Annotated in this window: 23 protein-coding genes and 1 pseudogene; 8 read left to right on the top strand and 16 right to left on the bottom strand. The window is 61.2% G+C overall.

What is annotated here, in order from left to right; all coding sequences use genetic code 11:
* The first annotated feature begins 359 nt into the window (after positions 1 to 359).
* Positions 360 to 1,505 (top strand): M14 family metallopeptidase, encoded by a 1,146-nt coding sequence (locus tag ACQKP2_RS11955; protein WP_427576596.1) that lies wholly within the window; start codon positions 360 to 362, stop codon positions 1,503 to 1,505.
* A gap of 44 nt (positions 1,506 to 1,549) precedes the next feature.
* Here ACQKP2_RS11955 and ACQKP2_RS11950 read toward each other — a convergent pair whose 3' ends face one another.
* The 3 genes from ACQKP2_RS11950 to ACQKP2_RS11940 form a co-directional block, all read right to left on the bottom strand.
* Positions 1,550 to 2,866, bottom strand: coding sequence for a M66 family metalloprotease (locus ACQKP2_RS11950; protein ID WP_427576595.1), 1,317 nt, complete (start codon positions 2,864 to 2,866; stop codon positions 1,550 to 1,552).
* Positions 2,867 to 3,052: 186 nt separating this feature from the next.
* The gene (locus ACQKP2_RS11945; protein WP_427576593.1) at positions 3,053 to 3,598 is read right to left on the bottom strand and encodes a cytochrome b; all 546 of its coding nucleotides are present in this window, start codon (positions 3,596 to 3,598) and stop codon (positions 3,053 to 3,055) included.
* Positions 3,595 to 4,680 carry a catalase family peroxidase gene (locus ACQKP2_RS11940; protein ID WP_427576591.1) on the bottom strand — a complete coding sequence of 362 codons (1,086 nt, stop codon included), beginning with the start codon at positions 4,678 to 4,680 and terminating at the stop codon, positions 3,595 to 3,597. Before ACQKP2_RS11940 ends, ACQKP2_RS11945 begins: the two co-directional genes overlap by 4 nt.
* 157 nt (positions 4,681 to 4,837) lie before the next feature.
* Between ACQKP2_RS11940 and ACQKP2_RS11935 the strand changes: the two genes are divergently transcribed.
* Both ACQKP2_RS11935 and ACQKP2_RS11930 read left to right on the top strand, forming a co-directional pair.
* Positions 4,838 to 5,344: a sigma-70 family RNA polymerase sigma factor gene (locus ACQKP2_RS11935; RefSeq protein ID WP_427576589.1), complete on the top strand. Its 507-nt coding sequence runs from the start codon at positions 4,838 to 4,840 to the stop codon at positions 5,342 to 5,344.
* Positions 5,341 to 6,093: an anti-sigma factor family protein gene (locus ACQKP2_RS11930; RefSeq protein WP_427576588.1), complete on the top strand. Its 753-nt coding sequence runs from the start codon at positions 5,341 to 5,343 to the stop codon at positions 6,091 to 6,093. Before ACQKP2_RS11935 ends, ACQKP2_RS11930 begins: the two co-directional genes overlap by 4 nt.
* A gap of 131 nt (positions 6,094 to 6,224) precedes the next feature.
* Here the strand turns inward: ACQKP2_RS11930 and ACQKP2_RS11925 are convergent, their stop codons facing one another.
* From ACQKP2_RS11925 to ACQKP2_RS11885, 9 genes are all read right to left on the bottom strand, one after another.
* Complete coding sequence (locus ACQKP2_RS11925) at positions 6,225 to 6,545, bottom strand: hypothetical protein (protein WP_427576586.1); 321 nt, start codon at positions 6,543 to 6,545, stop codon at positions 6,225 to 6,227.
* 350 nt (positions 6,546 to 6,895) lie between these two features.
* Positions 6,896 to 7,621 carry a DUF4123 domain-containing protein gene (locus ACQKP2_RS11920; protein ID WP_427576585.1) on the bottom strand — a complete coding sequence of 242 codons (726 nt, stop codon included), beginning with the start codon at positions 7,619 to 7,621 and terminating at the stop codon, positions 6,896 to 6,898.
* 266 nt (positions 7,622 to 7,887) lie between these two features.
* Positions 7,888 to 8,859 (bottom strand): Csu type fimbrial protein, encoded by a 972-nt coding sequence (locus tag ACQKP2_RS11915; RefSeq protein WP_427576584.1) that lies wholly within the window; start codon positions 8,857 to 8,859, stop codon positions 7,888 to 7,890.
* Positions 8,856 to 11,213, bottom strand: coding sequence for a fimbria/pilus outer membrane usher protein (locus ACQKP2_RS11910; protein WP_427576582.1), 2,358 nt, complete (start codon positions 11,211 to 11,213; stop codon positions 8,856 to 8,858). Before ACQKP2_RS11910 ends, ACQKP2_RS11915 begins: the two co-directional genes overlap by 4 nt.
* 87 nt (positions 11,214 to 11,300) lie before the next feature.
* The gene (locus ACQKP2_RS11905; protein WP_427576581.1) at positions 11,301 to 12,089 is read right to left on the bottom strand and encodes a fimbrial biogenesis chaperone; all 789 of its coding nucleotides are present in this window, start codon (positions 12,087 to 12,089) and stop codon (positions 11,301 to 11,303) included.
* Between the two features lie 43 nt (positions 12,090 to 12,132).
* Positions 12,133 to 12,633, bottom strand: a complete 501-nt coding sequence (locus ACQKP2_RS11900) for a Csu type fimbrial protein (protein ID WP_427576580.1) — start codon at positions 12,631 to 12,633, stop codon at positions 12,133 to 12,135.
* Between the two features lie 4 nt (positions 12,634 to 12,637).
* Positions 12,638 to 13,174 carry a Csu type fimbrial protein gene (locus ACQKP2_RS11895; RefSeq protein ID WP_427576579.1) on the bottom strand — a complete coding sequence of 179 codons (537 nt, stop codon included), beginning with the start codon at positions 13,172 to 13,174 and terminating at the stop codon, positions 12,638 to 12,640.
* 20 nt (positions 13,175 to 13,194) lie between these two features.
* The gene (locus ACQKP2_RS11890) at positions 13,195 to 13,728 is read right to left on the bottom strand and encodes a Csu type fimbrial protein (protein ID WP_427576654.1); all 534 of its coding nucleotides are present in this window, start codon (positions 13,726 to 13,728) and stop codon (positions 13,195 to 13,197) included.
* A 105-nt stretch (positions 13,729 to 13,833) separates the two neighbouring features.
* Complete coding sequence (locus ACQKP2_RS11885; protein ID WP_427576578.1) at positions 13,834 to 14,361, bottom strand: Csu type fimbrial protein; 528 nt, start codon at positions 14,359 to 14,361, stop codon at positions 13,834 to 13,836.
* 287 nt (positions 14,362 to 14,648) lie between these two features.
* Between ACQKP2_RS11885 and zapE the strand changes: the two genes are divergently transcribed.
* Together zapE and ACQKP2_RS11875 are read left to right on the top strand one after the other, a co-directional pair.
* Positions 14,649 to 15,773, top strand: coding sequence for a cell division protein ZapE (gene zapE, locus ACQKP2_RS11880; protein WP_427576577.1), 1,125 nt, complete (start codon positions 14,649 to 14,651; stop codon positions 15,771 to 15,773).
* Positions 15,774 to 15,843: 70 nt separating this feature from the next.
* Positions 15,844 to 17,148 carry a leucine-rich repeat-containing protein kinase family protein gene (locus ACQKP2_RS11875; protein WP_427576576.1) on the top strand — a complete coding sequence of 435 codons (1,305 nt, stop codon included), beginning with the start codon at positions 15,844 to 15,846 and terminating at the stop codon, positions 17,146 to 17,148.
* Between the two features lie 70 nt (positions 17,149 to 17,218).
* Here the strand turns inward: ACQKP2_RS11875 and ACQKP2_RS11870 are convergent, their stop codons facing one another.
* Positions 17,219 to 17,926, bottom strand: a complete 708-nt coding sequence (locus ACQKP2_RS11870; RefSeq protein WP_427576575.1) for a YebC/PmpR family DNA-binding transcriptional regulator — start codon at positions 17,924 to 17,926, stop codon at positions 17,219 to 17,221.
* 218 nt (positions 17,927 to 18,144) lie between these two features.
* Between ACQKP2_RS11870 and ACQKP2_RS11865 the strand changes: the two genes are divergently transcribed.
* Positions 18,145 to 19,503: a type VI secretion system Vgr family protein gene (locus ACQKP2_RS11865; protein ID WP_427576573.1), complete on the top strand. Its 1,359-nt coding sequence runs from the start codon at positions 18,145 to 18,147 to the stop codon at positions 19,501 to 19,503.
* Positions 19,504 to 19,506: 3 nt separating this feature from the next.
* On the opposite strand, the gene ACQKP2_RS11860 is transcribed toward ACQKP2_RS11865, so the two are convergent.
* The gene (locus ACQKP2_RS11860) at positions 19,507 to 20,898 is read right to left on the bottom strand and encodes an FAD-dependent oxidoreductase (RefSeq protein WP_427576572.1); all 1,392 of its coding nucleotides are present in this window, start codon (positions 20,896 to 20,898) and stop codon (positions 19,507 to 19,509) included.
* A gap of 69 nt (positions 20,899 to 20,967) precedes the next feature.
* Positions 20,968 to 22,287 (bottom strand): MFS transporter, encoded by a 1,320-nt coding sequence (locus ACQKP2_RS11855; RefSeq protein ID WP_427576571.1) that lies wholly within the window; start codon positions 22,285 to 22,287, stop codon positions 20,968 to 20,970.
* Positions 22,288 to 22,553: 266 nt separating this feature from the next.
* Between ACQKP2_RS11855 and ACQKP2_RS11850 the strand changes: the two genes are divergently transcribed.
* Complete coding sequence (locus tag ACQKP2_RS11850; protein WP_427576570.1) at positions 22,554 to 23,426, top strand: LysR family transcriptional regulator; 873 nt, start codon at positions 22,554 to 22,556, stop codon at positions 23,424 to 23,426.
* A 103-nt stretch (positions 23,427 to 23,529) separates the two neighbouring features.
* Here the strand turns inward: ACQKP2_RS11850 and ACQKP2_RS11845 are convergent, their stop codons facing one another.
* Positions 23,530 to 24,393, bottom strand: a complete 864-nt coding sequence (locus ACQKP2_RS11845; RefSeq protein WP_427576568.1) for a LysR substrate-binding domain-containing protein — start codon at positions 24,391 to 24,393, stop codon at positions 23,530 to 23,532.
* A 109-nt stretch (positions 24,394 to 24,502) separates the two neighbouring features.
* On the opposite strand from ACQKP2_RS11845, the pseudogene ACQKP2_RS11840 reads away from it, so the two are divergent.
* Positions 24,503 to 25,261: pseudogene (locus ACQKP2_RS11840) on the top strand (2-aminoethylphosphonate--pyruvate transaminase); the annotation flags it as partial.
* Positions 25,262 to 25,316: the final 55 nt, after the last annotated feature.

Here is a 25,316-nt window from a genome sequence, read left to right as displayed (position 1 = left end):
GCTCACATTGGGAAGGTGAATCTGGAGTTCCGTAGAGCACACTACTACGGAATTCGACGGGACAATATTTGACCCGACGTACGTCGCCGAAATGCAGTTATGCCGCATTCATTGGCCGAAGAGGCAGCCGCCAGAGTAGTGGCAACTAGCCATAGCTCGACCATTATATTCACTTTCATTGTCGGTCCGTGACAGCTTTTTACTCGCAAGGCGTAGAGGATTTTACCTATAGACAATCACTGGAAGGCTCAACGCATTTGAAGTTGCACAGAGCAGACGCCATGCGATTTCTCTGCGCTTGATACCCGCGCTTGCGTGTAAAGTAACCGCGGTAGAAATCTTATTCAGGAACACCAACCGTGGCTAAATCCTCCCTCGACATCACTGCCAACTTTGACAGCGGCAACATCCAGGTTGTCGACATCAGCGATCCACTCAAGCCCCTACTGGCCATCCGTCCCGATACCAAAAGCGCCCACTTCCAATGGTTCCACTTCAAGGCCAGCGGCCTGCATGTCGGCCAGGAACACTGGTTTCGCCTGAACAACGCCAGCCAGTCCTCGTACAACAAGGCCTGGGACGGATATCAGGCGGTCGCCTCCTACGACCACGTCAACTGGTTTCGCGTGCCGACCATCTTCGAAGGCGACTGCCTGCGCTTTTGCCTTGAAACCACGCAAACCCACGCCTGGTTCGCCTACTTTGAACCCTACAGCCGTGGCCGCCACGACTGGTTGATCGAGCAGGCACTGACCAAGGCCAGCACCGAACTGCTGGCCACCGGCAAAAGCGTCGAAGGACGTGACATCCAGCTGTTGCGCAAAGGCACCGGTGCCGAAGGCCGGCGCAAGGTATGGATCATCGCCCAGCAACATCCCGGCGAGCACATGGCCGAGTGGTTCATGGAAGGCGTGATCGAACGCCTGGAACGGCACGACGACCCGGTCCTGAACAAACTGCTGGCCAGCGCCGACCTGTACCTGGTGCCGAACATGAACCCCGACGGTGCCTTCCACGGTCACCTGCGCACCAACGCCATGGGCCAGGACCTCAACCGCGCCTGGCAGAGCGCCAGCCCGGAAATCAGCCCGGAAGTGTTTTTCGTCCAGCAACAGATGGAAAAGTACGGCGTCGACCTGTTCCTCGACATCCACGGCGATGAAGAAATCCCCTACGTCTTCACCGCCGGTTGCGAAGGCAACCCCGGTTACACGCCGCGCATCGAAAAGCTCGAAGAACACTTCCGCACCCATCTGAAGCACCTGACCAAGGACTTCCAGACCAAATACGGCTACACCCGTGACGAACCGGGCAAGGCCAACATGACCCTGGCCTGCAACAGCGTCGGTGAAAAATTCGACTGCCTGTCGCTGACGTTGGAGATGCCGTTCAAGGACAACAACGATGCGCCGAATGTGCTGACGGGGTGGTCGGGCAAGCGGTCGAAGCAGTTGGCAAAGGATGTGTTGACGACTGTGGCGGAGATGGTTGATACGTTGCGCTAGTGTCGTGGTGACATGATCTCTCTTGAGATCATGTCACCACGCGTTTACCGAGATGCGCCATTACTCAACTTTGACTCTTTTCCATCTGCATCAACTGCTTTTACATAGTAAATTGTCCTGCCGAATGTATCTGCCACGGTATAAGTCAAGCCTGTGACTTCGGCTATTTTTTTAACTTCTGGACCAGCAAGTATTGTGCTGTATACGTCGTACCGAACAGCCTTACTCACTGGGTCCCAGCCGAATGTGACATGGGTTATTGTTGATCCGGTTTTTTTGAAGTTTCTGGGTGGTCCGAATGCATAGGAAGACAGTCGCTCAGCATTCTCACGCCACACTCTGGCCATATCAGCCGTAGCTGCATCACCTATAGGTAATCCATTAGTATCACGCACTGCGGGAGTCGAGTAATACGGGCTACTGTTTCCGCATTGAGCAGTAAAGGTTTTCCCGTTCGCAAAGCCATAACCATAAGGAAATACACCTCCACCATCATGGGCACAATGCATGCCTCCCGCGTTGTGTCCTACTTCATGGCGAAATACTTCCATTGAATTATGATTGATAGTAATTCTGCCCGGTGCGAACCCATACCCTCCCGCATTATCTTCAGGATGACCACCAAAAACGCCGGCGACCATATCCGGCTCATATTGTTGAATGCCAGCGGAAAACAATCCCTCAATCTTATTTAAAGTATCACCAACGATTGGGTAGTTCTGCTCTATGACTTGCACCCCCACCAGTCTCATCGAAACATCATGAACCTGAGAGTTGCGCAGAGCCAAATTCACACCTTCCACCAGCGCTAATGCGTTGGCAGTTGCATCACCACCTCCAACCTCAACCGCCTTGCGAGAAAACCCAACCAGCATGTCAATGACATAAGGACCTGCCGTTGTCGATGGCTTGAATTTTTTAAGTTCCTCTTTATCTACGATCGCATCCGGCAATGTGTAGTTTTCAGTGGGATTAAGATTGAAGTGTCCCTCGCCCTTGCTATTGATCACGAACCATCCACTTTTGCCAGGCTCTTCAATGGCCGCAGTCAGACTCCCGTCCTTACCCCTGACTGTAATCAATGAGCCTATCGACTTATCCGGCATCCGCAAATTCCCGCTCTCAACGGTATACCCATCAATCACCTTCGAACTCGACCGTTCAAACACCCCCGGCTTGATCACCTCCGCATACAACTCGGCCGTCGACTTACTCGCCACATTCTCCACAACCCAACTTTTCGGCACACCAGGATCTGGCGGTGAAGAATGCGCACAAGCACCGAGCAATGCCGCCAATGACACCATCGACAGCGCGGAGAACACACGCCGAATGGAACACCCACCTGCAGTCTGGAACATGGTTCGTCTCCTTGAATGACACGATCAGTGCTGTTCGACTGGCCCCTTCGTGGCCACTGCAGTCTGTGAGCATTGAACGCGTCTTTTCGAGCAGGCGAAACTGTCAGAGTTGACAGGTGAAGCTATGGAAACTTCAACTTTCCGGGGCGGCAGCGGCCGGATAGAGATTCCGGCCGCCGCTCAAAATCAACCGCGATCCTTACCCCGCAACATGCTGTCCAGCACACCATCGCGGCGCACCCAGCCGTGAAACAACGCAGCCGCCAAGTGCAGCAGCACGGTCAGGAACAGCAAATACGCCAGATACCCGTGTGCCTTGCGCAGGAACGCAAATACCTGCGCATTGGCAGGCACGATCGATGGCAATTGCAGCGAACTGCTGAGCATCACCGGCTCCCCCGACGCTGAAATCATCGCCCAGCCCAGCAGCGGCAGAATCAGCATCAAGGCATACAGCAAGATATGCGAAGCCTTCGCCGCCAGTGCTTGCCAACCCGGCAGATCGGCCGGCAACGGCGGCTGTCGGGTAGAGAAGCGCACGAACAAGCGCACGATCACCAGCAACAGAATGGCCACGCCCAAGGGCTTGTGCAGGTGAATCAGCCATTCATGGCGCTGCGACACCGAAGCGACCATGCCCGCGCCGATAAACAGCATGGCGATGATCATCAGCGCCATCAGCCAGTGCAGCAGGCGCGCCAATGGGGCGAAGTGATTGGGTTGAGTGCTCATTGCCGGGTCTCCTGTTTGGCGGCGGGCAACTGGCTGACTTCGCTGGTGCGACGCAGGTAGGAATTGGAATAGCCGGCTGAGCGAGCGGCAAGCAACGGGTCGTCGGAACCTTCGATACCGGCGGGCAGCACCAGCGGATCGTAGTTGATGTCACGGCACTCGCCGTTGAGTTGCGGCTGGGTACTTTCCAGCACCAGGGTGCCGGCGTTCAACACCTTGCGCCCCTCGGGCCAGGCCTTGCTGGCGTCATTGACCGGGTCGCCGGGGTTGGCCAGGGTGATGTTCAACTGCCAACGCAATGGGCCGGCGGCGATGCGCTGCACCAGGTCTTTCTCCAGAAAATCGCCACCCTCCGCTGCCGTGGCGCCCGGCGCGTCCTGGGCCACTGGCACCATGCTCCAGCGCACCGCCTGGCGTTGGCCGGCCGCATTGACCAGGTAGAACGCATTGACGCTGTTATAGGTTTCGGTCACGTAACTGGCCGAGGGTTTGGCGGTCTTGATCCAGGCCAGAAACGGCGCGCTCTCCGGGTGCGAGCCGAAGAAGGCCGGCACCGCCTTCGGATCCGGCTTGCCGGTGGCCGGGTCGGGTGACTGGGCTTGCTGAAATTGATAGAACGCCTCGGGCGTACCCACCGGGAACACCGGCATGCTGTTCATCCCGGTGCGCCACTGTTGACCATTGGCCTGGGTAAACCGCAACGCCATGCTGCGAATCGGCACGGCATTGTCCGGCGCGTAGGGATTGCCTGCCGGCAGCGCGAATCGCCCGACCACCGGCGTGCGCGCTTCATTGAACACCTGCGCGGTGGAATAGCTGCGCGCCTCGCCGCTGCTTTCGAAATGGCCGATGACACAGACACCCTTGGCATGATTGCGGCGAAAGCCGGGATGCACGCCGTTGTTGGTCTCCAGCACATTGATCAGCTTTTTCGGCGTCAGGCGCTGTGGGTCGAAGGTGCCGTTGACGTAGGCAAATGCCCCGGCAACGACGGCTACGATTACGGCAATGCCGGCCAGGCGCAACGTCACACTGACGGCACTCAAGGGGGGCCGGGTGGGCGGTGATGATCGATCTACCATGAAAGACTCCAGGGCCATCGGCCACAAGTGAGATGAACCAGCCAGACGCACCACACGAGGGTTTATTCCCTGGTGCGGTATTTATTTTTCCGGACGTGGAATAACCTCCCATGCCGGGCGTCTTCCTGATCCAAGCGTAGTGACTGGTCAGCATTTGATGAACGATATCGACGAACAACTGAGAGAAATGATTCCCAGATTGCGCCGCTTCGCGCTGTCGCTGACGCGCAATGCCAGCAGCGCCGACGATCTGGTGCAGTCATGCCTCGAGCGGGCGCTGTCGAGTTGGGGAGACAAACGACCCGACGGCGACTTGCGCGCCTGGCTGTTCGCCATTCTTTATCGACAGTTTCTCGATGCGCACCGGCGCTCCCGACGCTATGCCCGCATGCTCGAATTTTTCACCGGGCGTGAAGAGGCACAACCTTCGGTGGAGCGCACGGTCATCGCTCAATCGACCCTCAATGCCTTCGATCAACTGCCTACCGAACAACGTGCGTTGCTGCTGTGGGTGTCGGTGGAAGGCCTGAGTTACAAGGAGGTCGCCGAGATTCTCGACGTACCCACTGGCACCGTGATGTCCCGCCTGTCCCGGGCCCGCCAGGCCCTGCGGCAAATCAGCGATGGCAAAATCACCCGCCCTGCCTTGCGGAGACTCAAATGATCAGCATGCCCCCCAGTGAACGTGACCTGCACGCGTACGTCGATCACCAACTCAGCGACTCGGACCGGCAGTTGGTGGAGACCTATCTGGCCGGCAATGCGCAAATCAGCGCCCGAGTGCGTGCCTGGCAGCAGGACGCCCAGCAGCTTCGCGCGGCACTGAGCGGCGCCTTGCAGCAACCGGCCAATCCGGACCTCGATCCGGCGATGATTCGCCAGCGCATGAAACGCCAGACCCGCCGACACCTGGCCAGCGCCGCCATGTTGCTGATCGCCGTCGGCATTGGCGGCGTCAGTGGCTGGCAGGCCCGCCAGATGACCCTCGTCAGCACTCAACTGCCCATGAGCGATGCCTTGCAGGCTTATCGACTGATTGCCCAGCAAGGCCTGCTGCCCGCCGATTACAAGGCCGGCGATGACGGCAACATGCAGGGTTGGCTCGACCGCTATTTCAACCAGGCCAGTCGCCTGCCCGACTTGACGGGCGCCGGGTTCAGACCGGTGAGCGGGCGTTTGCTCAGCACCGAACAAGGACCGGCGGCGATGGTGGTGTACGAGGATGGGGGCGGGCACAAGATCAGCTTCTACGTCCGCCCGCCTGGACCGCACAACTACCTGCTGCCCCGTGGCAGTCGCAGCGACGGCGGCTTGCAGGCCGAGTACTGGTCCGGCAGCGGCTACAACTACGCCATGGTCAGCCCGGCGGACACGCCGACGGCGCAGTTGCTCAAACAGACCCTCAACTTCTAAACACCCCATCCCCCTGTGGGAGCGAGCCTGCTCGCGATGGCGTCGGGTCAGTCGATTTCAGTCGTGACTGACACTCCGTCATCGCGAGCAGGCTCGCTCCCACAGGGGACTAGTGAAGGCTTTATCCCTTCTCAGGAAGGCCTGGCCCGCAACCGCCGCCCGACCACATCCAGCACATCACAACCATCACGCAACGGGATGGCGCAGAGCAGTGCGAAGTCGCTGAGGATGAAGGATTCACATTCGATGGCGCCGCGCATGGACAGGTTCTCCAGCACCTGGGTGACGGCACGGATTCGGTAACTGGCCGCGTCGGTCAGCACGTCGAGGGGTGCGTGGGTGTCGACGAACAGCGTGGGCATTTCACTGCAGTTGCTGGTGAGCGCCATGAAGCGGTTGTCGGGGTGAGGGATTGGTTTTTCGTAGGGTGGGTCGGGATGGAGTTTTGTCATTTTTTGAGAACCTTTGGAGTATTTATCTGAAACTGCCAACGGCCTTTCCTACGGGCTTGGGTGGCAGCCGTGCGCGGGAGTAGGAAACTGAGGACTCCAACTCAGCCACGTCGAAACGTGTCCCGCACACAGCCGCCGCGAACGATCTTACGGACACGAATTAAGTGCCGCAATCAAACGACAGCGCTGATGCGCGTTGGAGTAAAGGGTTCCTACACCCTGCCACCGCATTCGCGGCGACAGGCAAAAGACTATCCACCGAGCGCATGCCGCACCAGTTCACGCAAACCACTACAACTTGAAGGAAACCTCCTAGGACATTGCCCAGAAAAGTCCTAGGACTCATCGGTTCAACTCAGCTCTTCCATCAAATACGCCAACAACTCCGCCTTCGGCGCAGGTGGCAAATCAGGCTGGGTGAGAAAGTGCGCCACTTTGCTGCGCAGCACCCGCTCGGAAAACGCCTCAAACACGCCCGGCTGCTCTTCACTCAACCACTGCACCAGATTGTCGATCCGGGTCGAAGCATCCCCGCCCCCCAAATGTTGCAACAGGGACTGCGGCACCTCCCACCACGGAAAAACCTTCTGCGTGGTCACCGCCCTGCCGCCCACCTCCACCGACTGCCCATTGATCAAACAGCGCGAGAACACCGGCAACAATTCAGCGGCATCGACCTCGGCCGTCTGCAGAATCGGCAGCAGGTAACGCCCGTCCCAGAAGCGAAAAAACACAGCCTTGCCATCCGGCAACTTCACCTGAGTCAGGCTGCGTAAATGCTCGACCACCACGTCCAGGCTCGCCGACGACACCGCCAGCCAACCCCAGTCACAAGACTCGGTGGTGGCCACCCATTGCAAAAACTCACTGTCCGTCGCGACAACGCCGACATAAGGCATCACCTCATTCCACTCGGCATATTCGGTGCCCGCCCAAACCGCACGCGGCCCCTGGCCACTTTTCGAACGCTGCCAAACCTTGAACGGCTCAGCGGCGCTGGTGCTGCTGAAAATGGCGAAGAGCTGTTCTTTCCCGGAGAGCGGGAAGTTTTGCAACCATGTACTTTGATCGATCATGATCGGTGTGGCTCTGCTGAAGGCGAGCCGGCGATTCTGCATGAGGGGCAAGTTGGATGGCCGAGGGGCAGGAAATTCAGAAATGCCCTACTGCATTTGAAGCCCCGGACTTCAGAAAGCGTTTGATCCGGCTACAGACAAACCGACAAAAACACAACCGTTCCTGTGGGAGCGAGCCTGCTCGCGATGGATAAAAAACACCGTGGGGTGTCAGGCTGCCAGCGTTATCGTTGACGACCATCGCGAGCTTGCTCGCTCCTACAGGCTCAAAACCCTACATCAAGCACCACATTGTCCAGATAAGTCCCCGCCGGCGGCGTCACCTGATCGGTATAAATCCTGGCGTTGTAATTGAAGACCTGACTGCCCGTGCCCAAGCCATTGCCAGGATTGACCTCGGCATCGCTGCTGGCCCGCCGCGCGCTGCCGACACTGCCCCAACGGGTCGTTCCGGCGCTCTTGAAAATGTCGTAGGCCAGGTAATTGCCCCCGGAGATCATCCGCCTGCGCCCGCCCACACTCACGGGGTTTTGCCCGTCGCTCAAACCTACGGTGTAGGCGCTGCCCTTGGTACAAGCCAGGTTGATGGTCTGCCCGGTCACCGGGGTGAACGCGCTGACCACCGGTGCACTGCCGAAGGCGATGTTCGGCGCCGTGATGGTGCAGTCGTTATTTACGGTCAGGCTGACCGTCAAGGTGGTGGTGCCGCTGTTGATATCCCGACCCAGGCACAAACTGCCTGCACCTATACCGGAGCAGTAGTTCCAGTTCCAGAAGATGCTCAGGGTTTCGCTGTAGACCCCGGCCGCGACGTTGCTGCCGAGGGTGGTTGCCAGATACAGGGGTACGGTTTTCGGCACCGTGCCGTTGAGCAGGCCAAGCGCATCGATGATGCCGTTGCGGGCGAAGTCGTACGCAGTGCCGCGGGTCAACGGGTAACTGGTGCTGTTGTTGGCGTAGAGCGTGTAGGCGATGACATCGCCGGTGGGCCCGAGCAGGCCGCTCTGGGACGACGTCACGGTGGCCCAGAAGTGATCGCTGCTGCTGAGCAACGTCAGCAGCGACCCGGTGCAACTCAAGCCGCCATTGACCGTGGAACTCGATTGCGCAGTGGTGCGCACGGCAATGGAACTCAGCGAACCAAAGGCCACCGGTGTGGTGCCGACCACCGAGCACAAGGCCCACGCAGTCCCCGGCAGCCATGGCGCCAGCAGCATCAACCACTTCACGGCGTTCATTGACACACCAGCGGTCCGATCAGCGGAATCTGGTCCAGGTCCATGTCGGCAGCGAACTGCACCCCACAGGTTTTGCCATCCGCCAGCGTCACCTGCAGGTTGTTTTGCCGCTGCAGGTTTTCCAGATACACCAGGCCGTCCCAGCCCACCACCGTATGAGTGCCGCTTTGCGGGTGGACGACACCGCTGCCCAGGGGCAATGGCTGCTGTTGCGCGTCCACCAGCACCAGGCTCGCGGCGATGACCCGATTCAGCGGGAATTCCAGCAGGTAGCCACTGCCCCGGCGCACGGCAATGCGTTGCTCGACGTTGGGGCTGCGCACATTGGCCGGCAGGTTCAGGGGATCGATTTCGTATTTGCCCCGGTAGTAGGCACTGGTCCAGGGGACGAGCAAGTGGCCGTTGCGGTCGGTGTGACCGACCGTCTGGTTTTCGTAACGCACCGGAATGTCCGCATAACCGTCGGTGCTGACCACCACAAAAGCATCGTCGATGCGATTGGCGGCGAAGACCTGGCGGTCCATCCATACCAGTGAACCGCTGGCATCGGCCCAGCGGGTTTCAGCGTCGCGGGTACCGTAGACGCCCGTCTGCAATTGCACCGATTGCAGGCGCCAGGTCAGGTCGGCCTGCCGATAATCCGGCCCGTCGCCCTTGGCGTAACCGAGATTGAAACCCACGCCGCCCTCGGTCGGCACCGCACTGCTGTAGTTGACCCGCTGCTGGCTCTGCCCGCTGTTGCTGCGCTCGCTGCTGATGGCCAGGCTGCCGCGCAGGTCGAACGGGATCACCAGTTGTGCCTGTACAGCCCAGTTGCTGTCACCGATTTCGCGGTTGGCCGATAGGTAAAAACTGCTGTTGCGCCACAGGGGCTTGCTCCACGTCAGGTTGAGCAAACGGGTGCGCGAGTCATCCGCCGCACGCACATCGAAATACCCCGCGCCCAGGCTGCCCCAGCGATCGAGGTTCAGGCTCAGGGTTGCCTGTTCGCTGCGTTTGCTGAGGGTGCTGTAGGGATTGTCGACCCGCGTCAGGTCGGCGTACTGGTCACGCCGTTGCAAACGCTGCCAGGAAACGCTGAAGCGCTGGCTGCTGTACTGATAACCCAGGCTCAGTTGCTGTCCGCTTTCACCGTCGAACCGGCTCTGGCTGATGGCGCTGTTGAGCACCCCGACATTGCCCAGGCGCACAGCGCCGCCGATACCGCCGAGGGCCAGGTCGTCCGCGGCCTCGGCGTGGCTTTCCAGGGTGAAATGATCGCTCAAGCCGTAACGCAGGCTGCCGGACGAGGCGCCTTGCCCATAACTGAAATCGCGAAGGCCGTAGTCCTGGCGCAGGGTACCGGCGGCCAGGGAAAAATCGCTCATGCCTTGTTGCAGCAGGTTGCTGGTGACGTAGAACGGCACCGTGGTCGACACCTGTCGTCCCAGGGCATCGGTGGTGACCACCACGGCTTCGCCGGCACCGTTGATGAACGGGATGTTGGTCAGGGTATAAGGGCCGGGCTGCAATTCGGCGCTGCTGGATTTGTAGCCGTTGATGAACAGGTCCACCGTCGACGGCACCGCCGCCTGCCCGGCGAACTGCGGCAAGGGGTACGTCACCAGGTCCGGCCGCACGCCGAAATCCCTCGACAGCTGCACCCCGCCCAGACGCACTGAGTTGCTCCAGGGCAAGGCACCGCTGACCAGATCGCCGGCTTCGTAAGTCAGCAGGCGCTCGTCGTCGGAGTAACGCCAGGTGGTGTCGTAGCGCAGGTAGCCGTTGTTCAGCGTGTTGACCGCATCACCTGACAGGGTGCGGCGATATTGTCCGGTGTTGGACAGGGTGCCCCAGCTGTCGAACAGCCGTACCTCGTTCCAGGCAGCCAGGTAGGTGCCGGCGTCATCGGTGTCGTTGAGGTACAGGTCATAGTTGAGCAAGGCGCCAAAACTGCTCAGCGCCGGCGTGCGCGGATAGACGTCGCGACGACCGACGAACTGCTCGGGCAACCAGTCCGGCGGTACGTCGAGCAGCAATCGCTGAGCGTGGCTGTCGTACTCGCTGCGCAGGCCCGGCAGGTTGTCCAGGTTGACCTCGGCGCCGATGTCTTGCGGCAGTTTCATCCCGGTCTCGCGCAACGCACCGGCCGGCACGAAGAACTGGCCGTTGCGCTGCTCGACCGCCACGACTCGTCCGGTGTTCATCTGGTTGACCACCAGTTCCAGAAACAACTGCGCATCGGCAACAGCCTCCATGCCACTGGGCGGAGGCGGCAAGTCACCGGCCCCTGCGTGATGAACGACCACCAGGCTGCACATGCAGCCCACCACCCACAGCGGACGCTGAATACCGCGAGCCCAACCCTGGCTCATTACCGCTTTGAGTCCGTCAATGGACTGCTCCCTTGTGTTTCAGGCCACACACGATCCCTGTGGCAGCAAGCGAAGACGGCTACACCCTCATCGCGCGGCTTTGATGCTCTGCACCTGCGGCGCACCATTGACCCGGACCTGCAAGGCCGGGTCACCGCTGATCGCACTGGGCGCGGGCCAGCGCATGATGGCGCCGGGCAAGACATAGCCCAGCAAGCCGTCCACCACAGGCCGACTCTGGCTGCCTTGCTGGAGGGCCACATCGGTCAGCCGCGCATGCACGGCGCCCTGGTTACGCACCTCGACATAGGAACGCCCGTCCACCACCACCGTGCGCCAGCTCAAATCCGGCAGGCCGATGCCTTTCGGGTCGCGCGGGCGGGTGCTGTCCTGTTTGCTCCAAAGACCTGCGCCGTAGGCAAACAGTGGAACCGAATAGCGCATCTGAAAGCGGATGGCCGCGGCGGTTTTGCCCTCGGCGGCGGTTGACGGTGCCGCCGAGGGGATTTCATCGATGATGATGCGGTAGGCCAGCTCCTGCCCCGGCGGGATGTCACGGGTGCGCGTCAACCGGACCAATTGCTTCTGGCCCGGTTCGATCTTCGCCACCGGCGGGCTGCCGATCACGTCGCGCTGGTTCTGGTATTGATCGCTGAACCCGCTCTGGCTCCAGGCAAACACGCGGATCTGCAGATTGGCCGTCTCGCTGCCACGATTTTCCAGCCACAACGCGCTGGCCTGCTGATCGGCTTCGAGCACCGGATCGATCGGCCAGATCAACACCGAACTGGCCGCCTGCACGCTGGCCGCGCCCAGCCACAACACTGCCAGCAATGCGTGACGCACGACCGAAGGCCTGCGCGAAAATAAATACATGTGCCCGCTCCTTATGCCCCTCAGGCCTGGTCCATTCGCCCGGTTACCACGACAGCTGCACCTGCAGCACATCGCTGTAGGTCCCCCCGGGTTGATTACCCGGTAACTGCACCTGACCGTAAATGGGCAGGCTGATGTTGTTCGCATCGCTATAGGCCACCGCCACGCTTTGCCCGATGCCCAGGCTCTGGCTGAACGCCGCATCGCGAAACAGTTGATACGCCACCCGGTTGCTGCCGGTGCTGAGCTGCATGTATCGCCCGCCGCTGTTGTACTGCCCGCCATCGACCGTCATGTTCAGGGTCACGCCCGGTGTGCACTGCAACTGCACGCCGCCGGTCAGTGCCACCTGTACCGTACCCGTGGCCAGTGCCGAGCGGCTGCCGAACGCCAGGCTGCCGTAATTGGAGCCCCCGCCGACCACCAGGCAACCCGCCGTCACCGTGGCACTGACCTGAAAGCTCTGGCTGGTCGCCCCCGCCAGCGGCAACGGCAAGCCACCGGCACAGAGCAAGAGCAGCGCGGCACAGCCCTGGCGGACCATGACATCAGAACGTCAGTTCGACAGCGACGGTATCGGAGTAGGTACCTGCCGGTAATCCCGCCTTGCCCACGGCCTGGCCGTAAATATTCACGGTCTGCGCCACGCCGGTGCTGGGCGCCAGGTTGATGACGCCGTCGATTGCCAACAGCTGCGAGTGCCCGGCATCGGTGTACAGGTCGTACGGCACAAAGTTGCCATTACCGTCAGCCAATGCCCGGGTACCACCCGCCGATTGCCCGTCGTGGGCACCGGCGCGCACCTTCACCGATGGCGAGGTGCCGCTTGAGCACAGAATCGACAACGCCCCGCCGCCACCGCCCAGCACCTGAGCGTTGGCCGTGGTGAACAGGCTGTTGGCCGTACCGAAGTTCAGTGCGCCGAAATTCAGGTTGCTGGAACCGCCGACGCCATTGACCTGACAACTGCTGATCAGGATCAGGCTGGAGGTGATCTGGCCGGTGACCGTGGTAGCGGCATTGACGCTGGTGACCATCGCCAGGCCGAGCAACGACAAACCTATCCTTGATTCAAGCATACGCATGGTGTCCTTCCTCTAGGGGGTTACCAATCGAGTGTCACCGTCAGGGTGTCGGTATAGACACCGGCCGGTAGTGCGCGGGTATTGGCCACCACCGTGCCAAATACCGGAATCGGAATTTGCGCCCCGCTGGTGACGGCGAAGTTGTGTTGCTGGCCGATGTTGTAGCGCTGGTTGCCGGAGGCATCGAGGAACAACTGATAGGCGAGGGTCTGGTTGCCGTTGCTCAGGCGCCGGGTCGTACCGTCGCCGTGGCTGCCGCCATCGATGGTAACCGTGAACCCGGTGACCGACGGGTTGCAGGCAACGTTCAACTTGCCGCTGACGTTGTCACTGAGGCTGGCCTTGATGGGGGTGCCCCAGGTCGGACCCTGCTGGCCGAAATCCAGCGTGCCCAGGCCGCCGACCGAGCTGCCGGGGCGGCTGCCGTTGGTCACTTCGCAACCGGCGATCAGCGTCAGGCGCGCCTGGATCTGCCCATCGATGGCCGCCTGCGCGACACAGGCCAGCCCCGACAGTGCGCTTGCCGTGCCAAGTATCAGGAGCTTGCTTGTCATGCCATCCATCGCGATGTCCTTCCGGTGCGAATCACGGTCGTTCGTTCTCGAACGCCCCCTTCCCTGCACAACCCGGATCCACCAGGTTGCCTTGCGCTCATGCGCTTACCAACTGACGGTCACCTTCACCAGATCCGAATACCGACTGACCCGCGGCACCATGGCCAGGGGTTCGATGCGGGCATATAAAGGCAAATCCACCGACCCGCTGTCCGGTACCCGACCGCCTATCGGCACATCCACCCCCAACGCAATACGTCGCGCAGGGTCCTGAAAGAGCCGGTAGGGAATGGGTTGACCGAGATTGTCGTCGGCGGCCATGAAGCGGACATCACCGACGCCACCATGAAGCCCACCGTCGACACGCAGCTGATAGGGGGTATCGGGGTTGCATTCCAACCGGGGCAGGCGCTCGTTCATCAGCGCAGCACCCAGTGGCCCGGCAGGATTGTCCAGACGCGCGGTGCTGCCGAAGTCCAGCACACCCAGTTGCTCGACACCTGCACTGCGTTGTTGCCCGACCAATTGGCAGCCACGCTGCACGTCGACCCGCACCTGCACCTGAAACTCGGCGGCCGACACCGCCGCGCCGAGCCCGGCACCCACAACGGCCAACACCACGCATCCTTTCACGGCCCCATTCCTTGTGAGGGGTGACTTGTATCGTCAGAGGTTAGCAACGCAGCGGGAATTCGCCAGCAAGACAACGAAAATTGGATCCATCAAAACGGAAGCGTTTTGTACTTTCCAGGCGGTTAAACAACGCGATAACCACGCGAAAATACCTGTACAAGACGTTGTTTTCTGTCCAGTAATGCCTCGCGTCCCCGCAGACATCGCTGGAAGCACATTCCTCCCTCTGGTTACACTACGCCGCGCAGTGCCAGGAGCCTGCCTGAAGATTACGGGGTGACATCACAGTGGCTGTTCGACCGCCAAAACGTTCGCGTCTCGCACCACGCTGGCCGTCGTTGCGCCGCCTCCTGGGCAAGGCCGATACACAGGCCACCCATGCCATGAGCGGTCGGGTCGTGCACGACTACTTTCAGCACAAGGCCCGCGCCCAGGGTTATACCCTCAGTCACAGCCAGCAGCGCGTGATCGAGTGCATGGCACAACACGCCTCGACAATGCTGGATACGGCGGCGAAAACCCTGCCCGGTCTTTACCTGCATGGCGCGGTGGGGCGCGGCAAGAGTTGGCTGCTCGATGGCTTTTTCCAGGCGATCCCGGTCCAGGAAAAGCAGCGCCTGCACTTCCATGGGTTTTTTGCCCGACTGCATGAGGGGATGTTCCAGCATCGCAATCAGCCCGATGCGCTGGCGACCACCCTCGATGCGTTGTTGAGCGATTGCCGGGTGCTGTGTTTCGACGAGTTCCACGTCCATGACATCGGCGATGCGATGCTGATCACCCGGCTGTTCAAGGCCCTGTTCCACCGGGGCATCCTGCTGCTGGTGACCTCCAACTATCCCCCGGAAGGCCTGCTGCCCAACCCGCTGTATCACGCGCGCTTCAAGCCGGTGATCGACCTGATCAATGCGCGCATGCAGGTCATGGAAGTCGGCGGACCGCACGATTACCGCAGTCAGTCCAGGTCTCACGTGCATCAGCTGTTTACCCAGGGCCGATATATCTGGCCCGCCACCCAGGCACAGCGTCTGGCAGCGAACCTGCCCGCCATGGATGCGCCGACAATCGCCCTGCCGGTCGGCACACGCCAGCTGCCGGCCCGCTACTGCAAGGACCGCACCGTCGGTTTTACCTTCAGCGATTTGTGCGATCACCCCACCGCCGTCATGGATTACCTGGAGCTGTGCCGGCGTTTCGATCACTGGATCATTGATGCGCTGCCCAATCTGGCCGATTGCTCCATTGCCGCCCAGCAGCGTTTCATTAACCTGGTGGATGTCCTGTACGATCAGGACAAGCATCTGGTGCTGCTCGGCCAGCGCTCGTTATGCGAAAGCCTGGGCGGCGAAGCCATTGACCTTGCGCGCACACGCAGCCGGTTGGGGCAATTGATGGATTCGCGCCTGGCATAGATTTTTAGCCCGTCCCGGCCGTCAGTCGCTATCATGCCGCCCACTCATTCGATCGATGGCCAATCCGTTCATGCACACCCTTGCACAACTGCGCGCCGGCACGCTGGCGGGCATCACCCGTCTGGACCTCAGTTGCGGCCTGACAGAGTTCCCCCGGGAAATCTTCGACCTGGCGGACACCCTGGAAGTGCTCAACCTCAGCGGCAATGCCTTGAGCAGCCTGCCGGACGACCTGCATCGCCTGACCCGGATGCGCGTGTTGTTCTGCTCGGACAACCTGTTTACCGAACTTCCTGCCTGCGTGGGCCGCTGCACGGCGCTGACCATGATCGGCTTCAAGGCCAATCGCATCAGCCATGTCCCGGGCGATGCATTACCGCCGCAGCTGCGCTGGCTGATTCTCACCGACAACTGTATCGAGTCGCTGCCGACCGAACTGGGTCAGCGCCCGCGCCTGCAAAAACTCATGCTCGCGGGAAACCGATTGCAGGATTTGCCCGAAAGCCTGCAGGACTGCCATCGACTCGAGCTGATCCGCATCGCCGCCAACCGCCTGACCGAATTGCCTCAATGGCTGCTGTCCCTGCCCAGCCTGACCTGGCTGGCCTATGCCGGCAACCCGCTGGAAACCGAAGCCGCCCTTGAAACAACGAACGCCATTGCCTGGTCGCAACTGCACCTGGAACAACAACTCGGCCAGGGCGCTTCCGGTGTGATCCATCGGGCCACGTGGGCAGCACCGGGCCGGCCCGCCAAACCTGTCGCCGTCAAGCTCTACAAAGGCGAAATGACCAGCGATGGTTCACCGCTTCACGAAATGAGCGCCTGCATCAGCGCAGGTCTGCATCCGAACCTGATCCGCATTGAAGGCCAGATTGTCGATCACCCGCAACAAACGGCCGGGCTGGTGATGCAGTTGATCGAGCCGCAGTTTCGCAATCTGGCCGCGTTGCCGAGCCTTGCGTCCTGCAGCCGCGATGTCTATGCCGAGGACACCCGCTTCAGTGCCGACGTTGCTCTGCGCATGGCCCGCGGCATTGCGTCGGTAGCCGAGCACCTGCACCGCCAGGGCATCACCCATGGCGATCTCTACGGCCACAACATCCTGTGGAACGAACACGGCGATTGCCTGCTGGGCGACTTTGGCGCGGCGTCCTTTCACGCCACGACGGACAGCCTCGAAAGCCGTGCATTGCAACGGATCGAAGTCAGGGCGTTCGGAATTTTGCTGGGAGAATTGCTGGCGCGGATCGACTCGGGGTTGAGCGACGAACTGCGTGCAAGGCTGCAAGACCTGGAAGAGCGCTGCTGTCAGCCCGATGTACTGGCACGGCCGGGTTTTGTGCAGATCATCGAGGAGCTGGGTGACCGGTGACCGCTACGCGGTCATTCGCGAGCGGGTCATTGCGACCGGCTCGCGAAAACGCTGTCACGGCTGAATCAGCTCAACCGGCCAACCCGACAAACATGTCCTGCACGTCGTCATGGTTGTCCAGGCCTTCGAGGAAGGCTTCGACTTCAGCCATCTGCTCCTCGGAAAGACCGCTCACCGGGTTCTTCGGCTGGTAGCCGAGCTTGGCCGACAGCACGGTGAAACCTTGCTCGGGCAGGGCTTTCTGTACCGCGTCCAGGTCCGCAGGATCGGTCAGGAACAGGGTCGCGCCCTCTTCTTCACCGGCTTCGAAATCCTGAGCACCGGCTTCAATGGCGGCCATTTCCGGATCGGCATCCGGGGTGTCCGGCGAGGCTTCGATCATGCCGACATGGTTGAAATCCCAGGCGACCGAACCGGAAGCGCCCAGTTGGCCCTTGCGGAATGCAACGCGGATTTCAGCGACGGTACGGTTGATGTTGTCAGTCAGGCACTCGACGATCAGCGGCACCTGATGAGGCGCGAAGCCCTCGTACGTCACGCGATGGTATTGCACGGTCTCACCCAACAGGCCCGCGCCCTTCTTGATGGCGCGATCCAGGGTTTCCTTGGGCATCGAGGCTTTCTTGGCCTGCTCGACCACCAGGCGCAGGTGTGCGTTGGTAGCAACATCGGCACCGTTGCGCGCAGCAATGGTGATTTCCTTCACCAGTTTGCCGAAGATCTTGCCCTTGGCATTGGCTGCCGCTTCTTTGTGTTTAACCTTCCACTGTGCGCCCATTACTCACTCTCTTGTCTATGGCGCCGAGACATCTATTGGCCGACGCATGACGCCAAGTTTATACGGCCTAAAGTTGGCAATCGACCAAAAAATCTCGCCCTGAATCGACATCTTCGCCAACTGTTGTAGGGCCATTCTGAAACGTCGATTTGCCATGACTGCAACGCTCGGCGGTTTCGTACTCTCTTGGCCCGTACTCCAAGGCAGAAGCGCACGCGATGCACAACGACAAGGAAAGCCCTTTCAGCCTGACGCTGATCAACGACGACTTGAGTTTGCAGGTACTGCGGTTCGAGGGTCGCGAGGCCCTCAACCAGCCCTTTCGGTTCGACATCGAAGCCCTTGGCCTGGCCCCGGCCCTGCCGCTCGAACGCCTGTTGCAACAACCGGCGTGTCTTGATTTCGGACAAGGCCCTGGCATTCACGGCGTGCTGCACACGGTCTGCCTCCAACAGCACGGACTGCACCGGGTCGGCTACAAACTGGTGCTGGTGCCCGCGTTGCAGGCACTGGACCGGCATCGCTCCCGACGCGTCTTCGAACACCTCAGCGTACCGATGATCTTGCGCCTTTTGCTGCAAGCCCATGACCTGCCCGAAACCGGTTATCGCTTTGAACTTGCAACGGGCCACTATCCGCTGCGGCCGTTTTGCATTCAGTACGAAGAAACCGATCTGGCCCTGCTGCAGCGGCTGTGCGAGGAAGAAGGCATTCACTACCATTTCGAACATCATCGCGATGCCCATGTGCTGGTCTTCGCCGACGATTGCCTGAGCTTCACCCAGCAACCGCTGCTGATGCCCTTTCTGGGCGACACCGGCAAGACGCCGGCGATCAGCGAATTGTTCCAGCGCCATGACTCACCGCCTCCGTCACTGCAACAGAATGCCAACCATGCTTTCATCCAGCCGGCGCGCACGCTCATCGAGCAACGCCATCGCGACCAACGGGTCTGTCGCCACCTGGAACGCCTGCGTTGCCGGCAACGGCAGGTCCACGGCCAAAGCAATCACCGCGAACTGCACTGCGCGAACATCGTGCAAGTGGCCGAACATCCCTTGCCGGAGCTCAACGATCAATGGCTGGTGATCGAGGCGCGACATCAAGGCTGCCAGGGCTCGATACTGGCGCCGGATGCGTCGGACGCGGCACCCCACTATCGCAACCGGTTTACCGCCATTGCCTGGTCGACGGTGTTCCGCCCGCCGATCAAGCAGCCCAGACCCAGCATCACCGGCTACCAGCCTGCGCGGGTTTGCGGCCCGTCCGGACAACCCGCGACACTGGATGAACAGGGCCGGATACAGGTCAGTCTGTGGCCGGCCACGGACAGTGATCCGCTGCAATCGAGCGGTCTGTGGCTACCGCTTGCGCTATCGGCAACAGGTAACCACCTCGATCGGTCCTCACTGCCCCTGGCCGGCAGTCACGGGCAAGTCGCCTTTCTCGACGGCGACGTCGACCGACCGGTGTTCTGCAGCCGCGCAGTGCACCACCGCCCGTCTCGTCCGGCTTGCCAAAAGCAGCCTCGCCGCGAAAACCTTGCGCTGCTCGACTGGTTGCTCGACCCGCGTTGACCGTCAACCCTTGTCAGCCTTGCCGGCCGCCGCGGCGAACTTCGCCAGGCGTACATCCAGGCGCCGCGGCCGATGCCCCTGGTCTTCGGCGCGCTCCTTGCGGCGAATGGCGTTGCGCACCATCAGCGAGCCGAGGTAACGAATCGGCTCCGGCGGGAAATAGCCCAGCGGGCCATTGACCAGTGGCGAACGGGTCCAGGGATTATCGAGCCCCTGGACCATCGATGCGAGAATCTGCCCGCCCATATGACACGGGCCGACGCCGCTGCCGGAGTAGCCGAAACCGTAGAAGATATTGCCGCTGGCGCTCATCTGGCCGAAAAACGGCAACCCCGTGACCGAGCGATCCGACGGTCCGTTCCATGTCGCCTCGACCTTGACGTCGGCAAAAGCCGGGAAGAAATCCGCCAGGCTGTTTTGCAGCAGGCCGGCATAGGGCGACGCTTTGTCGAAAACCGGCAGCATTCGCCCGCCATAGGCGAAGGTGTTGCCCCCCTTGCCCAGCATGATCCGGCCGTCCGGGGTGTTGTGGTAGTAGTGCACGAAGATTCGCGAATCGAGCACCGTGACACCGCTGGTCAAGCCGATTTCAGTGAGCAGGTCAGGTCGGGGCTCGGTAATCAGCATGTCGCTGGAAACGATGGCCACGCTGCGTTCGAATTGCGGGAAGGCCCGCGCCATCCAGGCGTTCATCGCCAATACCACACGATCGGCACGAACGGTGCCATTGACGGTTTCAATGCCGGCGACCTTGCCTTCCTCCAATCCGGTCATGGCGGTGTGTTCATGAATTTTCACCCCCAGCTGCAAGGCGACGCGACGCAAGCCACGCACCAGTTTGCCCGGCTGCACACTGGCGGCGGCCGGGGAAAACCAGCCTTCCAGATGCTTTTCGGAACCAGCCATACGCTGCACATCAGCCAGCGGCCGCCGGCTGAAGGAATTGATGCCGTTACGCTCCAGCGCCGCAATCACGGCATCGGTCGAGCCCACCTGCGCACGGTTGGTTGCGGTGTACAGAGTGCCGTCGAGGCGGTAATCGGCGTCCACCGCGTACTGCTCGCAGAAGGCACCGATGGCGTGGATGCTGCGCTCGGACTCCTTGACCAGTCGCACCGCTTCTTCGACACCGAACAGCCGTTCGAGGGTGAAATACTTGGCCGACCACGACAAGGCACAACCGCCGTTGCGTCCACTGGCGCCGGCTCCGCAGATATCCGCCTCGATCAATACGACATCCAGTTCGGGGTTCTGCTCTTTCAGCATGATCGCGGTCCACAACCCGGTGTATCCGCCACCGACGATGCACACGTCGGCGCGGATATCGCCTTGCAGCGGTGCACAGGTGTCGGACGTGTCGGCTTTCAGGGCCTGGTCCAGCCAAAAGGGTCTCATGGGTCGATCTCCGGTCATTCGCCCGCACGCCGGCCTGCCGCAAAAGCAGCAGGCCGCGGGGGGCAACATTCAAGTACGCAGGGGTTTTACGTCCATCGCCCGGTTGGGAACGAACGGGTAGTTGGCACGCAGGCCGCCGGGGCGGCTGTTCCAGTGCGGGATCAGCACCAGCGCGGAGAACATCGCGCAGCCGGCGAAAACGATGAATACGGTCACGCCGTCGAAGTAACCCGGCAGCAGCCCACCCAGAACAGCTCCCACCGAGCCGCAACCGTTGACGAAACCAGCCGCCGTGGCGCCGGATTTGGACGTGCCGAAATCGATGGCGGCCGCACCGCTGATCATCGAGTCAGGTCCGTAGAGTGTCAGGCCCATGACGAACAACAGCGCCACCACCAGCATCACACTGCCGGTGTGCAGAGCCCCCATGAACAGGGCCAGGGAAACGGTCAATGCCAGCAGGCTGAGCACGCAGGCCGGCATGCGGCGAGCGCCGAACAGCTTGTCTGACGCCAGGCCGATCATGATCGGCCCGAGCAGGCCGGCCACCTCGAACGAGGTGGGAATGATCGCCGCACCGACCTTGCCTACCGAGGGCATCTGTTCGAAGACAATCACCGGTCCCCACAGCAGAATCGCGTAACGCGCCGGCTTGAGCATGAAATACGCCAGCCCCAGCACCAGCACCGTGCGGTTGCGCAGGATCTCCTTCAAAGGCTCCCAGACCCGGCTTTTCGCGCTGCTTTGCGCCGTGCTCGATTCAGGTTCCGGCTCCACGGCGGGCAGACCGACGTCTTCGGGTCTATTGCGTTGAAAGATGAAGAACAGCACGGCCACGATGGCGACCACTGCGGCACTGGAAATGAACGCCGCATGCCAGGTCCCGATCAGTGTGTAGGCCCACCAACCGGCAAACGGTGACGCGACCAGACCACCGAAGGCGTAGCAGGAACTCCAGAGCCCCAACACCCGACCGCGCTGCTCGGCAGGAAAGAAACTGCCGATGTTCTTGCACAGTCCCGACCACCCGGTCGATTGCGCCAGGCCCTGGACCAGCATGCACGTGGCGAAGATCGGCAATGTGGCGAAGTTGCCCATCACCAGTGCGGCGACGGCGGATATCAGCAAGCCACCGAACACCACCACCCTGGGACCGAAACGGTCGGCAAAGATGCCCCAGGTAAATTGGCCGACAGCGTAAGCGGTCAGGTAGATGGCATCGAGGTTGGCCATGGCCATCTTGTCGAGTGTAAACGTGGGGTCCTCGGCGATACCGAGTTTTGCCACGGAAAACGCTTTGCGGGTGAAGTAGAAAGCGGCGTAAGCGAGCCAGGTGATCGCGAAGATCTGCACGCGCCAACGCTTGATGGTGCCGATGGGGTTGTTCATTGTGGTTCTGACCTCAGGGTGTGAGTGTGCCGGCAGAATTGGAAGAAAACGCCTGTGTTCTTATTGTTGAGCACTGCGAAATCGCCCCGTCCCTTGGGGCGATTCCGGTCAGATGAGTCCTGCTGTTGCACTCGCAGGCTCATGGCCACGGGAACTGTAGGATCGACCAGTCACTGGGCTGGTGTCGATAAAACCAATTACTGACTAATAAATAAAATCGATTTATCGTATTTCAAATATAAGCTCCCCTTGTCACTGGAAACGTCATGTCGGTCTCCCACGCCCAACTCAAAGCCTTCCACGCCGTCGCCGTGCACGGGAGTTTTACCCTGGCCGCCGAACGGTTGTTTCTCACGCAACCGGCCATCTCCGACCAGGTGCGCAAGCTCGAAGAGCGCTTCGGCGTTTTACTGTTCCACCGCAACAAGCGCTCGGTACGCCTGACCGATCTGGGGGAACGCTTGCTGGGCATCACTCAGCGACTGTTCGTCATCGAGGCCGAAGCCCATGAGTTGCTTCAGGAGTCTCGCGCGCTGCAGACCGGCAGCCTGATTCTGGCGGTCGATGCCCCGGTGCATGTGTTGCCACAGATCGCCCGGTTCTGCGAGCGTTACCCCGGCATCAGTGTGAAGATCGAAACCGGCAATACCGATGAATCACTGTTCCGTCTGTTCAATTATCAGGCCGATCTGGCCTTGCTGGGCCGTGATGTCAACGACGAACGGCTGATCTCCCTGCCACTGCGCAATGACCCGATGGTGGCATTCGTCTCGCGCAATCACCCCTGGGCCAACCGCCAATCCATCTGCCTGGCGGATTTGGACGACATGCCGCTGGTACTGCGGGAAACCGGCTCGGTAACCCGCCAGACCCTGGAAGAAGAAATGGCCGGCGCCGGGTTTCGCATTCGTCCGGCGATTCAGGTCGAAGGCCGCGAAGCGGCGCGTGAGGCGGTGGTGGTCGGGATTGGCGTCGGCGTGGTATCGGCGGCCGAGTTCGGTGCCGACTCCCGGGTATGCGCCTTGCCGATCACCGACTGCAAACGGCGCCTGACCGAGACCCTGGTGTGCCTGCGCGAGCAGAGTTCGCGGCGGATAGTGGCGACCTTTCTGGAAATGGTGCGCGAGAGCCTTGCGTAAACAGGTTGGACCCCTTCGCTGTAGGAGCCAGGCTTGCCGGCGAAAGCGATCTGCCGGCCACCTTCGCCGGCAAGCCTGGCTCCTACAGGGATCACGCTACGGCCTATGTACCAGGCGCCAATCCAAAAAACGCCTGGATCAAGCGCAAATCCCGCCGCCGCTCCACGCACCCCATCATGTGCCGGTTCACCAACCCTTCGCCAATGATCGGCACCGCCGCCACGCGCGGGTCGTGGCTGACCTCTACCGACGACACCACCCCGACACCCAGCTCGGCCGCCACGGCCTCGGTCACCGCCTCGCGACTGTCGAGCTCCAGCAACACCCTGGGGCTGACTCTGGCGTGCGTACAGGCCTCGTCGAACGTACGCCGGGTGATCGAATCCGGTTCGCGCAACACCATGATCACCTGATCCAGCGCCTTGAGCGGTACACCCTCGGTCTTGTGCGCCCACCCATGGCCCGCCGGCACCAGCGCACAAATGCGTGACTCGCTCAGGGCTTGCAGGTGCAGCCCCTTGCGCGGTTCGACTTCTGTCAGCACCGCCACGTCGGCATGCTCGGACAACAAGGCGGCCAGGGTTTCCTGGGCATTGCCCAGGCGCAGGTTGACCGTAATGCCCGGATACCGCGCACGCAGTTTCGCCAGCATGGGCATGACCATGTGCGGGCCGTCCGCCGCCACTTCCAGGCGCCCGGTGAGCAACTGTCGGTTGGCCTCCAGCATCACCTGTGCCTCTTCGGCCAGCCCGAACATCGCCCGAGTGATTGCCGCCAGTTTGGTGCCCTCCTCCGTCAACTCCACCCGTCGCGCGGTGCGGCGCAACAGGGTGATCTGGTAGTGCTCCTCCAGCGCCTTGATGTGCCCGGTCACCGCCGGCTGGCTGATGAACAACCTCGCGGCGGCCCGAGTGAAGCTGCCTTCACGGGCCACGGCATCGAAGGCGCGCAGCTGGAACAGATTCATTAATAACTCTCACTGATGGTTGGCATAACAATAAACAATTTGATTGATGGCTCGGCAAATTGCAACTTAAGCCCCGTAGCTTCACCTCATCGATTGCGAGGACACGAGAATGAGTATTGCCGCACCCATCCTGCTCACCCCCGGCCCACTGACCACTTCGGCCCGCACCCGTCAGGCGATGATGGTCGACTGGGGTTCATGGGATGACCGTTTCAACCAATTGACCGCCAGCCTCTGCAAGCAACTGCTGGCGATCATCAATGGCGCCGACAGCCACCACTGCGTGCCCCTGCAAGGTAGCGGCACCTTCGCGGTCGAGGCTGCCATCGGCACTCTGGTGCCTCGCAACGGTAAAGTCCTGGTGCTGATCAACGGCGCCTACGGCAAACGCCTGGCGAAAATCTGCGAAGTGCTCGGCCGCTCGTTCAGCACCTTCGAAACCGCCGAGGACGAACCGACCACCGCCGCCGACGTCGACCGTCTGCTGCGTGCCGACACCGGCATCACCCACGTGGCGCTGATCCACTGCGAAACCAGCACCGGCATTCTCAATCCGCTGCCGGAAATCGCCCAGGTGGTCCAGCAGCACGGCAAACGCCTGATCATCGATGCCATGAGTTCCTTCGGCGCCCTGCCGGTGGATGCGCAACAGGTGCCGTTCGATGCCTTGATCGCCGCTTCCGGCAAATGCCTGGAAGGCGTGCCGGGGATGGGCTTTGTCTTCGCCCGCAAGGAAGCCCTGGCCAATGCCGCCGGCAACTCGCATTCGCTGGCGATGGATTTGCAGGACCAGCACGCCTACATGACCAAGACCGGCCAATGGCGTTTCACCCCGCCGACCCACGTGGTCGCCGCACTGCATGAAGCCTACCAAAGCCTCTCCTGAACAAATTCTTCTGTTGGTTGATGCGCTTTGGAGCCGC

The sequence above is a fragment of the Pseudomonas sp. NPDC089569 genome (assembly GCF_050280625.1).
GTDB lineage: Bacteria > Pseudomonadota > Gammaproteobacteria > Pseudomonadales > Pseudomonadaceae > Aquipseudomonas.
Note: the sequence above shows the minus strand (reverse complement) of the source record. Positions and strands in the feature narration are given on the sequence as shown.

Bases quoted from the DNA above. Each gene is read 5' to 3' on its own strand.
- ACQKP2_RS11950 (WP_427576595.1), bottom strand. From the start codon at position 2,866: ATGTTCCAGACTGCAGGTGGGTGTTCCATTCGGCGTGTGTTCTCCGCG.
- ACQKP2_RS11945 (WP_427576593.1), bottom strand. From the start codon at position 3,598: ATGAGCACTCAACCCAATCACTTCGCCCCATTGGCGCGCCTGCTGCAC.
- ACQKP2_RS11940 (WP_427576591.1), bottom strand. From the start codon at position 4,680: ATGGTAGATCGATCATCACCGCCCACCCGGCCCCCCTTGAGTGCCGTC.
- ACQKP2_RS11935 (WP_427576589.1), top strand. From the start codon at position 4,838: ATGAACGATATCGACGAACAACTGAGAGAAATGATTCCCAGATTGCGC.
- ACQKP2_RS11930 (WP_427576588.1), top strand. From the start codon at position 5,341: ATGATCAGCATGCCCCCCAGTGAACGTGACCTGCACGCGTACGTCGAT.
- ACQKP2_RS11925 (WP_427576586.1), bottom strand. From the start codon at position 6,545: ATGACAAAACTCCATCCCGACCCACCCTACGAAAAACCAATCCCTCAC.
- ACQKP2_RS11920 (WP_427576585.1), bottom strand. From the start codon at position 7,621: ATGATCGATCAAAGTACATGGTTGCAAAACTTCCCGCTCTCCGGGAAA.
- ACQKP2_RS11915 (WP_427576584.1), bottom strand. From the start codon at position 8,859: ATGAACGCCGTGAAGTGGTTGATGCTGCTGGCGCCATGGCTGCCGGGG.
- ACQKP2_RS11910 (WP_427576582.1), bottom strand. From the start codon at position 11,213: ATGAGCCAGGGTTGGGCTCGCGGTATTCAGCGTCCGCTGTGGGTGGTG.
- ACQKP2_RS11905 (WP_427576581.1), bottom strand. From the start codon at position 12,089: ATGTATTTATTTTCGCGCAGGCCTTCGGTCGTGCGTCACGCATTGCTG.
- ACQKP2_RS11900 (WP_427576580.1), bottom strand. From the start codon at position 12,633: ATGGTCCGCCAGGGCTGTGCCGCGCTGCTCTTGCTCTGTGCCGGTGGC.
- ACQKP2_RS11895 (WP_427576579.1), bottom strand. From the start codon at position 13,174: ATGCGTATGCTTGAATCAAGGATAGGTTTGTCGTTGCTCGGCCTGGCG.
- ACQKP2_RS11890 (WP_427576654.1), bottom strand. From the start codon at position 13,728: ATGACAAGCAAGCTCCTGATACTTGGCACGGCAAGCGCACTGTCGGGG.
- ACQKP2_RS11875 (WP_427576576.1), top strand. From the start codon at position 15,844: ATGCACACCCTTGCACAACTGCGCGCCGGCACGCTGGCGGGCATCACC.
- ACQKP2_RS11870 (WP_427576575.1), bottom strand. From the start codon at position 17,926: ATGGGCGCACAGTGGAAGGTTAAACACAAAGAAGCGGCAGCCAATGCC.
- ACQKP2_RS11865 (WP_427576573.1), top strand. From the start codon at position 18,145: ATGCACAACGACAAGGAAAGCCCTTTCAGCCTGACGCTGATCAACGAC.
- ACQKP2_RS11860 (WP_427576572.1), bottom strand. From the start codon at position 20,898: ATGAGACCCTTTTGGCTGGACCAGGCCCTGAAAGCCGACACGTCCGAC.
- ACQKP2_RS11855 (WP_427576571.1), bottom strand. From the start codon at position 22,287: ATGAACAACCCCATCGGCACCATCAAGCGTTGGCGCGTGCAGATCTTC.
- ACQKP2_RS11850 (WP_427576570.1), top strand. From the start codon at position 22,554: ATGTCGGTCTCCCACGCCCAACTCAAAGCCTTCCACGCCGTCGCCGTG.
- ACQKP2_RS11845 (WP_427576568.1), bottom strand. From the start codon at position 24,393: ATGAATCTGTTCCAGCTGCGCGCCTTCGATGCCGTGGCCCGTGAAGGC.